The 9,409-nt window shown below is 64.8% G+C and carries 11 protein-coding genes; 5 read left to right on the top strand and 6 right to left on the bottom strand.

Features of this window, described 5'->3' with window-relative positions:
* A partial coding sequence (locus tag BEK68_RS21965) for a transposase (protein WP_139111373.1) occupies window positions 1–261 on the top strand: 261 nt, incomplete at its 5' end.
* A gap of 407 nt (window positions 262–668) precedes the next feature.
* Here BEK68_RS21965 and BEK68_RS21960 read toward each other — a convergent pair.
* The 5 genes from BEK68_RS21960 to BEK68_RS21945 form a co-directional block, all read right to left on the bottom strand.
* Complete coding sequence (locus tag BEK68_RS21960) at window positions 669–1,106, bottom strand: hypothetical protein (RefSeq protein ID WP_012436639.1); 438 nt, start codon at window positions 1,104–1,106, stop codon at window positions 669–671.
* 21 nt (window positions 1,107–1,127) lie between these two features.
* The gene (locus BEK68_RS21955; protein WP_012436638.1) at window positions 1,128–1,427 is read right to left on the bottom strand and encodes a hypothetical protein; all 300 of its coding nucleotides are present in this window, start codon (window positions 1,425–1,427) and stop codon (window positions 1,128–1,130) included.
* Between the two features lie 103 nt (window positions 1,428–1,530).
* Window positions 1,531–1,665: a hypothetical protein gene (locus BEK68_RS26415; protein ID WP_004628851.1), complete on the bottom strand. Its 135-nt coding sequence runs from the start codon at window positions 1,663–1,665 to the stop codon at window positions 1,531–1,533.
* A gap of 124 nt (window positions 1,666–1,789) precedes the next feature.
* A complete protein-coding gene (locus BEK68_RS21950; protein ID WP_004628852.1) occupies window positions 1,790–2,281 on the bottom strand; it encodes a cupin domain-containing protein in 492 nt (163 codons plus the stop codon).
* Between the two features lie 208 nt (window positions 2,282–2,489).
* The gene (locus BEK68_RS21945; RefSeq protein ID WP_004628855.1) at window positions 2,490–3,185 is read right to left on the bottom strand and encodes a GNAT family N-acetyltransferase; all 696 of its coding nucleotides are present in this window, start codon (window positions 3,183–3,185) and stop codon (window positions 2,490–2,492) included.
* Between the two features lie 398 nt (window positions 3,186–3,583).
* Here BEK68_RS21945 and BEK68_RS21940 point away from each other — a divergent pair, with 398 nt between their 5' ends.
* Both BEK68_RS21940 and kefC read left to right on the top strand, forming a co-directional pair.
* Window positions 3,584–4,147: an NAD(P)H-dependent oxidoreductase gene (locus BEK68_RS21940; protein WP_004628856.1), complete on the top strand. Its 564-nt coding sequence runs from the start codon at window positions 3,584–3,586 to the stop codon at window positions 4,145–4,147.
* Between the two features lie 23 nt (window positions 4,148–4,170).
* A complete protein-coding gene (kefC, locus tag BEK68_RS21935; RefSeq protein WP_012436637.1) occupies window positions 4,171–6,111 on the top strand; it encodes a glutathione-regulated potassium-efflux system protein KefC in 1,941 nt (646 codons plus the stop codon).
* 104 nt (window positions 6,112–6,215) lie between these two features.
* Here the strand turns inward: kefC and BEK68_RS21930 are convergent, their stop codons facing one another.
* Window positions 6,216–7,010, bottom strand: coding sequence for a DUF1835 domain-containing protein (locus BEK68_RS21930; protein WP_012436636.1), 795 nt, complete (start codon window positions 7,008–7,010; stop codon window positions 6,216–6,218).
* A gap of 183 nt (window positions 7,011–7,193) precedes the next feature.
* Here BEK68_RS21930 and BEK68_RS21925 point away from each other — a divergent pair, with 183 nt between their 5' ends.
* Window positions 7,194–8,504 carry a M20/M25/M40 family metallo-hydrolase gene (locus tag BEK68_RS21925; RefSeq protein ID WP_012436635.1) on the top strand — a complete coding sequence of 437 codons (1,311 nt, stop codon included), beginning with the start codon at window positions 7,194–7,196 and terminating at the stop codon, window positions 8,502–8,504.
* A gap of 162 nt (window positions 8,505–8,666) precedes the next feature.
* A complete protein-coding gene (locus tag BEK68_RS21920) occupies window positions 8,667–9,407 on the top strand; it encodes a 2Fe-2S iron-sulfur cluster-binding protein (RefSeq protein WP_012436634.1) in 741 nt (246 codons plus the stop codon).
* The last annotated feature ends 2 nt before the right edge of the window (window positions 9,408–9,409 follow it).

The following is a 9,409-nucleotide window of genomic DNA, read 5'->3' as shown; positions in this document are numbered from 1 at the left end:
GGTTATACGGGCGAAGAACCAGCGCAAGCCGCGCGGGACGAAGGCATCGAATTGCAGGTCATCAAACTGCCAGAGGCGAAGAAAGGCTTTGTCCTGCTGCCACGCCGATGGGTCGTCGAGCGCAGTTTCGGATGGCTCAATCGGTTTCGAAGACTCGCACGCGACTACGAGCGCTTGCCTGAAACACTCGCCGGCTTGCATTTCGTCGTCTTTGCCATGCTCATGCTCGTTCACGCCGCACCTGTCGTCCAAAGTGCATAACACGCTCTAAACCGCCGATGACGCACCTCAGCGGTCCGATCGTGGGCCTTCCTTGTTCGAGCCTGAATCGCTGCGGGCGGCACGCGAGTCTCAAATACTCGCATTCCGCAGTCAGAGGTCGAAACTTTCGACCTCTGACAGACGGCTTCGACCCTCTGACGGCGGAACGCCAGCCTCGACTCGATGACTTCGTATCTCTGATGGCGAAGCGTGGGCTTCGGAGGGCCGATGGGTGGGATGTTTTTGGGCAGAGTGCGAACCTTTGAGCCCCGCGCGCCGCAGTTTGACGGCGAGGTGTCGCTCTCATGCAAGCGAATTCAGGTGTTTGAGCGCGACACATGAGGCCAAAACTGCGGCGCTCGGCGGTCTATTGGGTAGCCGCGAGCAGCATAGGGCGGCGTTCCACTCTACGCCGCAGGCTGGGTCGGTGGCGCCACGCGGCGCTTGATGAAAACCGCCGGGGATAACACCGGGATATGCCGGGCGCGCAGCGTGACCAGCCAATCGCCCACGGCGTCTTCGCAGGTGAGGCGAAAGTGGTCCGCATCGATCCACTCCACCTCATCCAGCCAGAACGTGTAGTACGCCGCACCGATGGTGCCGGTGCTGATCGCGCGTGAAAGGTCGGGCGCGACGAGCGTGATGGAGACGGCCTCTTCAAACGGGCAGTCGTAATTGGTGATGAGGACGAAGCCGAGATCGGTCTGGTACTGCCGCAGCAGTTCGTAGCCGGGGATGGTGAGCGTCGGGTGCGGCACGCCGTCGACAATCACGCGCGTGCGCATGGGCCATTGCTCATACGGGCCCCTGTGTTTCTCCAGGGCGAAGCGTTGGAGCGGCTGCATGGCGGCGGCGCGTTGGCTGCGCTATTCCTTGCGCATGCCGCACAGGGCGACCTGGCGTGCAGGATCGGCGGAATCCTTCCAGTCGGGTTCTTCGCGCTTCTGGTACGCCTCCATTGTTTGGTAGCCCTTTACGCTCCAGGAGAACTCGCTGTAGCGCGAGACCTCGATGACGGCCAGGCCGCAGCGCTTGCGATGGTCTTCAATCTTGAAGGCCGCGTGCGGGTGGTCGCCGGACAAGTCCTGCTCGATTACCTTGTAGCGCGTGGGGCCGCACTTGAAGAAGCTGGCATTCCATTCGATGGTGTTCGAGCGCAGGAACAAGGCGCCGTAGCAGGCACGCCGTCACCGCGGAAGGTTCCGGTCAGCGCATCTGCGGCCATGGTCGATTGTGCGGTCAGCAGCGATACGGCGACGAGGAGGCGTCCTACTTGCATGCGGCGGTTCCGATCTTCGGGATGAGCGTGAGCACGTAATCGAGTTTCCGGATGTACGCGGCGTCGCCGTGGTCCTGCCAGCGCTCGAAATCGGTTTTCGGTCTGGCCTGGGCCTTGGTGACCATCTGCCCCTCCGTGGTTGCTTGACCTGTGGAGGGGCATGGTAGCCAGCGCCCGTCGGCGGCGTGTTAACGGCTGTTGATGTACCTTGCCGGTGGCTGGCAATTGGCATCGGTGGCGTGCCGGGCTTCACTGCTTGGGCGAGGGATCGTCCTGCGGGTTGACGTATTTGATATCGAGCGGCCCCGTGCCATGAATCTGCACCACCGTCGCCGCCCTGGTGAAGGCGTAGTGGTGCATGCCTCCGGGCAGGTTGTGAAAACCGCCGGTCTTGAGCGCATGCGCGGCGCCCATGTCCATGGTGTCACCGCTGCCCAGGTACAGCGTGCCCGAGATCACCGTGAGGTTCTCGGTCTCGGTGTGCCAGTGCGGCGGCACCTTGTAGCCGCCTGGCGTTTTCAGGCGTACGACGTAGGGGCCGTCCTTGCCGGGGTCGCCGTAGAGCACGGCAAGCTTGGCGCCTTTGGGCAAGCCGGGCGGCGCGTCGACCCACTTCAGGGCGGATGGGTTGATCATGGTCATGTCGCCCATGGCGGCGTCTTGGGCGGCAGCGGGCGCGGCGCCCAGGCACAGCAGCATGGCCGCTGGCAGCAGTATCGATTGCGCGGATGGTGTCTTCATCGTCGTCTCCTTCTTGCCTCGGCATCGGCTCGCGGGCGACGCTGATGGCCGCCGCTGGAGAGCGAGAGGTGCCGCATCCTCATCGTAGGGAAAGCACCCGCGCGGCTGACAAGCGCGCAATTGCCCTAGGCGGGAGATGGCGAGCAACGCCCAACACCAAACAAAAACGCCCGGTGGTGAGCCGGGCGTTTGTTGCAGAGCGATGCGCTTACACAGCGCGCTTTTGCGGCACCAGCGAGCGCCAGAAGCGCTGGCCGAAACGGCGCACATCGCGCAGGTTGCGCTTGAGCATGTAGTCGAGATCGGCGACCTGTTCGTCGATGGCTTCGGTCAACAGGCTCATCGTGTCGGCGGGCGGCAATTCGAGGTAGGCATCGGCCTCGCCATAGGCGTATTGCACGCGCATGCCAGCCTTCTTGGCGATGTGCATCATGGCCGCGTTGCGCGACAGGCAATGCATGTACAGCGTGCGAACCTTGGTGTTCTGGCCGTGCATGGCGGCACGCTGGAACAGCGCACTGCCTACGCCCTTGCCGCGCGCCGATTCCGACACCGACACGCCGAACTCCGCCACGCGCCCTTGCGGGTTGTCGCGCAGGTAGGCGAGGTGGCCCACGCCGGTCAGCTCCAGGCGCTCGTTGTAGACCCCGAAGACCTTGTCGTGGTCGAAATCGATGCTGTCGACGTACGCTTCGATGACGTGATCCCGTACCACCTGGCCGAAACGCAGCAGACGGTCTTCCTCGCCCAGGGCGAGCAGGTGTTTGAGCAGGCGCGACCGGTGGTGCGCAGCAAGCTCGCGCACCAGCACGGTGGAACGCGGCGCACCTTGCGCGGCTTCCGTTTTGTCGATGTCGTCCTGGGTGACGACGCCGATGGCCTTGCTCAGTTCGAGCGGGTTCACGACACGGTTCCTGTTCTGATCGCGCCCTTCAGTGGAGGGCGGCAAGTGATGAGTTGGAGGCGCGGATGACACCTCCGGGGCACTCAGGGGGGGGCAACTGAGTGTTGTGCAATGCACCATGCTATTGTAGTGCAATCAGGGTTTCCCCGTAAGTCTGGTGTCAGACTTTCCATAGAATTTCCCGATAAATCATTGATTTAGCGCATCTGAGCAAGGTCTCCAGCGGTGTGGTGCAGCAACAACGTAAATGCTGCGTCGCGCAAAAGAGATGGGGCGTGCGCTTTCCAGGTGCCGCACGCGTTACATCACTACCCGCAGTACGATCGCCGCCTGTAACGCCGCTCAACAATAGCCGTGCGAAGATGCGCCATCAAGACGCCCCAGCCTCCTGATTTTCCATGACACCCTCGCGCATTCTTGTGATCTACGCGCATCCTGCGCCGCGCCGGTCGCGCGCCAACAAGCCACTCGCGCGTGCGCTGGCCAGCTTGCCCGGCGTGGCCATGCACGACCTGTACTGGCATTACCCCGATTTCGACATCGACGTGCGTGCCGAGCAGGAAGCGGTGGAAGCGGCGGAGCTGATCGTCTTCCAGTTTCCGGTGCAGTGGTATGCCACGCCGTCGCTGCTCAAGGAGTGGATCGACGTGGTGCTGGAGATGGGCTGGGCCTATGGGCCGGGCGGCACGGCGTTGCGCGGCAAGCATCTAATGGTGCTCGCCACCACTGGCGGCCGCGCGCATTCCTACAACCCGGATGGCGTTCACGGCCACACGTTCGACATGTTCCTGCTGCCGCTGCAGCAGACCGCCGCGCTGTGCGGCATGCAATGGCAGCCGCCGCATGTGCTGCACGACGCCGACGATGCGTCTGCTGACGTCATCGACGCCCATATCGCGCAGGTCCGCGCCGCACTGCAGCCCTGGCTCCGGGCCGATGCCGACGCCAACTCCGTCGCCTGACGTTTCCGATCTCTTCCCTGCCTATGCAATCGCACGATCTGCTCGTCAATTTCGTCATCTACCTGGCTGCGGCTGTGGCAGCGGTGCCGCTGGCGCGTCGGCTGGGGCTGGGCTCGGTGCTCGGCTATCTGCTGGCCGGGGTGATCGTCGGGCCGTGGGGCCTGCGGCTCATCACCAATGTGCAGTCGATTCTGGATTTCTCTGAATTCGGCGTCGTACTGATGATGTTTGTGATTGGCCTGGAGCTGGAGCCGGCGCGGCTGTGGTCGCTGCGGCGGAGCATCTTCGGCTACGGCGGGCTGCAGATTGTGGTGTGTGCGCTGGCCGTCGGGCTGGCGGTCATGGCGGTGGGCCATCCGTGGCGCTCAGCTGTGGTGGCGGGGCTGGGCCTGGCGCTGTCATCCACGGCGATTGCGCTGGCCACGCTTTCCGAGCGCAACCTCATGCGCACGCCCGCTGGCACGGCCAGCTTCGGCATTCTGCTGTTCCAGGACATTGCGGCCATCCCGATGATCGCGCTGCTGCCACTGTTGGCGACGGACGCAAGCGACGCGTCCGGCGGCCATAGCTGGGTGGCGGCGGCCAAGGCAGTGGGCGTGGTGGCAGCCGTGATCTTTGGCGGACGCACCCTGCTGCGGCCCGTGCTGCGCGCAATTGCCCGCACCAACATGCGCGAGATGTTCACCTCGTTCTCGCTGCTGCTGGTGGTGGGCATTGCGCTGCTGATGCACGGCGTGGGCCTGTCGATGGCGCTGGGCGCCTTCATTGCCGGTGTGCTGCTCGCCGATTCCGAATACCGTCACGCGCTCGAAACCGACATCGAGCCGTTCAAGGGCCTGCTGCTCGGCCTGTTTTTCCTGGCCGTCGGCATGTCGATCGACTTTGGCGTGCTGATGCGCCAGCCGTGGGCTGTGATCGGGCTGGTTGCGGTGTTCCTGGCGGTCAAGATTGGCGCGCTGCGCCTGCTCGCCAACCGCTTTGGCATTGCGCGCGGGCAGGCGTGGCTGTTTGCATTCCTGCTCTCGCAGGGTGGTGAATTTGCATTCGTGGTGTTCGGCCCCGGCGTGGCGGGCAACGTGCTCGGTGCGGAGACGGCTGCTGCGCTCAACCTCGTGGTGGCGCTCTCGATGGCCGCGACGCCGTTGCTGCTGCTCCTGCACGACAAGGTGCTGGTGCCGCGGTTCATGGATGGCAAGAAGCGCGCGCCCGACACGATCGAGCCGCAGGAGAACGAAGTCATCATCGCGGGCTTCGGCCGATTTGGGCAGATTGTCGGTCGCATGCTCTATAGCCAGGGCTACAGCGCCACCGTGCTCGATCACGACCCCGACCAGATCGACATGCTGCGCCGCTTCGGCTTCAAGGTCTTCTACGGCGATGCCACGCGCATGGACCTGCTGGAGACCGCCGGCGCCGACAAGGCCAGCATGATGGTTGTCGCCATCGACGACATGGAAACCAACCTGGAGGTGGTCGACCGCGTGCGCGAGCGCTTTCCCCACCTGAAGCTGTACGTGCGGGCGCGCAACGTGTCGCACGTGTACCAACTGCGCGACCGCGGCGTGGAAGTGATCGAGCGCGAGATGTTCGAGGGCTCGCTCATGCTTAGCCGCCGGGTGCTGGAGGGCCTGGGCAAGGAGCCCTACGAAGCGCACCGCATCGCGCAGACGTTCCGCCGCCACACGCTCAATTCAATGGAGCAGGTCTACCCGGTTTACCGCGATCAGAAGAAGCTCGTTTCCCTTGCACAGCAAGGGCGTGACGAACTGACCGAAATGTTCCAGCGCGACCGCATGCAGCGCAAGCGCCTGCGCGAATCCGGCATGCCCTGGGGCGAGGGCGACGACCACAGCGACGTGGAAGGCATGCAGCCCGACAGCGACCTGGCCAACGAAGGTGACGGTGGCGACGCCGACGCTCCGATTGATTGCCCCGCGCGCGCGGGCATCCGACGCGACGGCTGACCCGCGCTGGTGATGAACCCCGTTCTAGGCGCAAGCAGCGTGAACAAACAAAAAGGAGCGCTTTTGGGCGCTCCTCGGGGCAGACTGGCAGGATTGCGCGGCGCTTACACGGCCACGCTCACATTGCGCCGCAGTTCGCAGGTGCTGAGCGAATCGGCCTCGCCGCGCAACAGCAACTGGCCGTTGCCGACCAGTTCGCGGCAGCGCCAGAAGACAAACCAGTCGCTGGCGAGCAGCCCGTCGATGGCGCCCATGATGCTGCCGACCACGTCCCGTGCGCTGGCCCAGTCAGTGGGAACCTGCTCCAGGATCACTTCATCCACCGTGCCGTACGACACCGGTACCAGCGTGTTGCCCTTCCATAGCCGCGTATCGGCGTTCTCGCGCACGGTCTGTTGCCATTCGTAGGCCAGGCGGCCGATGCGCAGCACCGACACCGGCGCGATGGTCGAAAACCGCCGCGCCAGCCGGGCGCCTGAATACATGCCGATGGTAGTTAGCGGGCCCTGACCGTTGGGCGCCTCAAGTTCGCGCACATCCATGCCGACTTCATTGATGCGCTGGGGCGATTGATGCAGGTGAAACGCCACGCGGCGCAGCATGAGCTGATCCGACGCGCTCTGGCCGTGCCAGATGGCGACTTCCGTGGTGGCATCGCGCAGGTCGGCGAGTGACGCAAGTGCGTCCCGCATCTCGGCGGCGAAATCGATGTTGCTGTTGGGCGCCACGCGCTGCCAGAAGCCGGAGCGCGCCATGGCGACGCTGTCGACGTCGACCAGCGGCCCGACGGCGAGATCGTCGCGCAGCACGACTACGGAATCGGGGCGGCCAGCCTGTGCGAGCGCCTGCTTGAGTGTGGCGCCGGCAACTTCGCCGTTGACGACATGGATGTATTGCATGGCAGCAATTGTAGCGAGAGTGTCATCGCCGCGCTTTCGTTTTACGCATCTCTATCAGTATTCCTTTGCGCGGTGTCATGTGCCTATCCGAAGGGGGGATAGCCCTCGGGCAATCCTCAGGCTGGCGTGAGAAAATCGCGGTTTTGTTGCAGACCATAACTAAGAACAGGTGAGGAAACATCCATGAGAGCCCCGTTGTTGCCCAAGGGTTTGCGCCCTGCAGTGCTGGCCGCCGTCGCACTGGTCGGTGCGCTGGCTGCCGGCCACGCTGCCGCCGTGCCGCCGGCTGAAATCTACAAGCGCGCCCAGCAGGAAAAACCCGCGCTGATCGACACCATGAAGACTTTGGTCTCGATCGAATCGGGCAGCAAGGACATCGAAGGCCTGGACAAGATTGCCGGCGTGATTGCCGAGCGCCTGCGCGGCATGGGCGGCGACGTCAAGCTCATCGACCCCAGCGACCACGCTTACCGCATGGCCGATACCCCCGAGAAGATCGGCAAGATGGTGCTCGCGCGCTTCAAGGGCGATGGCAAGCGCAACATCATGCTAATTGCGCACATGGATACCGTGTATCTCAAGGGCATGCTCGCGCAGCAGCCATTCCGCATCGACGGTGAACGCGCCTACGGTCTGGGCATTGCCGACGACAAGAACGGCGTCGCGGTCATCCTCCACACGGTGTCGATCCTGCAGGCCGTCAATTTCAAGCAATACGGCACGCTCACGGTGCTGATCAACGGCGATGAAGAAATCAGCTCGCCGGGCGCGCGGGCCATGCAGGCCAAGCTGGGCGCCGAGCAGGACGCCGTGTTCTCGTGCGAAGGCACGCGCGTGACGTCGGACAAGCTGTCGGTGGCCACCAGCGGCATCGGCGCGATCCTGCTGGATGTGAAGGGCAAGGCTTCGCACGCCGGCGGCGCGCCGGAGCAGGGCCGCAACGCGCTGTACGAACTGTCGCACCAGGTGCTGCAGATGCGCGATCTGTCCAAGCCCGAAACGGGCCTCAAGGTGAACTGGACAGTGGCGCAGGCAGGCACGAACCGCAACGTGATCCCGGCCGCGGCCAGCGCTCAGGCCGATGTGCGCCTGCTGCGCGCAGCCGACGCCGACAAGTTGGAAGAAACCGTCAACGAACGCATCAAGAACAAACTGATCCCGGATACGCAGGTCACAGCCAAGTTCGAGCGCCGTCGCCCGCCGCTGGAAGCCACGCCGGCGTCGCGCGCGCTGGCCGAACACGCTCAGAAGATCTATGGCGAACTCGGCAAGACGCTGGAGATTGACGACAAGGCCGAAGGCGGCGGCACCGATGCCGCGTTTGCCGCGTCGAAGACGAAGGCGCCCGTGATCGAGCGTTTTGGCCTGGCGAGCTTTGGCGCGCACTCGAATGACGCCGAATATGTCGACCTGAACTCCATCGTGCCGCGCCTGTACCTGTTGACGCGCATGATCATGGACGTGTCGCGCGATCGCGTCGGCCCGGCCAAGTAACCGCACTGCAATGCGGCGCGTAAGCCTTACACGCGCCGCAGCAGCTCTCTTGCGCGAAGCCGCTGCCCTGCGGCTTCCCACCGCCCGGGTGCCGGGTATTCCGCTTGCTTTCCCCTGACGCATGTCCCCAGCTACGGCCGCCCGGCCGGTGGAGCGTGCGCCATGTCCGAACATCCCGCCGCAGCATCGAACGACCCCGCCTGCGAACCGGAGGGAGCGCCCGCGCGGCCGAGCCGGCGCGGCTTTTTGCAGAGCGCGGCCGCCGCCGCCTCGGCCTTGGCGCTGCCGCATGAGCCGGCTGCAGCGCGCGTTTCGGCGCCAGGTGCGGCCCGCCCGGCCGCGTTGGCACCGGCAAGGCCGGTGTCGCTCAATATCAACGGCAAGCGGTATGGGCTGTCGCTGGAGCCGCGTGTCACGTTGCTCGATGCGCTGCGCGAGGTGCTGGGTCTGACCGGCACCAAGAAAGGCTGCGACCGCGGTCAGTGCGGCGCGTGCACCGTCCTCGTGAATGGCCGGCGCATCAACAGCTGCCTGACGCTGGCGATCATGCACGAAGGCGAGGACATCACCACCGTCGAAGGCCTGGCGCACGTGCACGACGGCGTGGTCGACCGTGCGGCGTTACACCCGGTGCAGGCCGCGTTTCTTGAACGCGACGCGTTTCAGTGCGGCTACTGCACGCCGGGCCAGATCTGCTCGGCGGTGGCGGTGCTGGAAGAGGCGCGCTGCGGCATGCCGAGCACCGTCACGTCGCCCGCGGCGCTCGGTAATGACGGCGCCGTTGCGCTGACCGAAGACGAAATACGCGAGCGCATGAGCGGCAACCTCTGCCGCTGCGGCGCGTACCCCAACATCGTGGCGGCGATTCGCGTGGTGGCTGCCAAGTCCGGCAACGGTGCCTGAGG

The organism is Ralstonia pickettii (genome assembly GCF_001699815.1).
GTDB lineage: Bacteria > Pseudomonadota > Gammaproteobacteria > Burkholderiales > Burkholderiaceae > Ralstonia > Ralstonia thomasii.
The sequence above is the reverse complement of the archived record's forward strand: the minus strand, read 5'-3'. Positions and strand labels throughout refer to the sequence as shown.

Coding starts and splice junctions, on each gene's coding strand:
- BEK68_RS21920 (WP_012436634.1), top strand. CDS start 8,667: ATGTCCGAACATCCCGCCGCAGCATCGAACGACCCCGCCTGCGAACCG.
- BEK68_RS21940 (WP_004628856.1), top strand. CDS start 3,584: ATGACACCCTCGCGCATTCTTGTGATCTACGCGCATCCTGCGCCGCGC.
- BEK68_RS21950 (WP_004628852.1), bottom strand. CDS start 2,281: ATGAAGACACCATCCGCGCAATCGATACTGCTGCCAGCGGCCATGCTG.
- BEK68_RS21930 (WP_012436636.1), bottom strand. CDS start 7,010: ATGCAATACATCCATGTCGTCAACGGCGAAGTTGCCGGCGCCACACTC.
- kefC (WP_012436637.1), top strand. CDS start 4,171: ATGCAATCGCACGATCTGCTCGTCAATTTCGTCATCTACCTGGCTGCG.
- BEK68_RS21925 (WP_012436635.1), top strand. CDS start 7,194: ATGAGAGCCCCGTTGTTGCCCAAGGGTTTGCGCCCTGCAGTGCTGGCC.
- BEK68_RS21960 (WP_012436639.1), bottom strand. CDS start 1,106: ATGCAGCCGCTCCAACGCTTCGCCCTGGAGAAACACAGGGGCCCGTAT.
- BEK68_RS26415 (WP_004628851.1), bottom strand. CDS start 1,665: ATGGTCACCAAGGCCCAGGCCAGACCGAAAACCGATTTCGAGCGCTGG.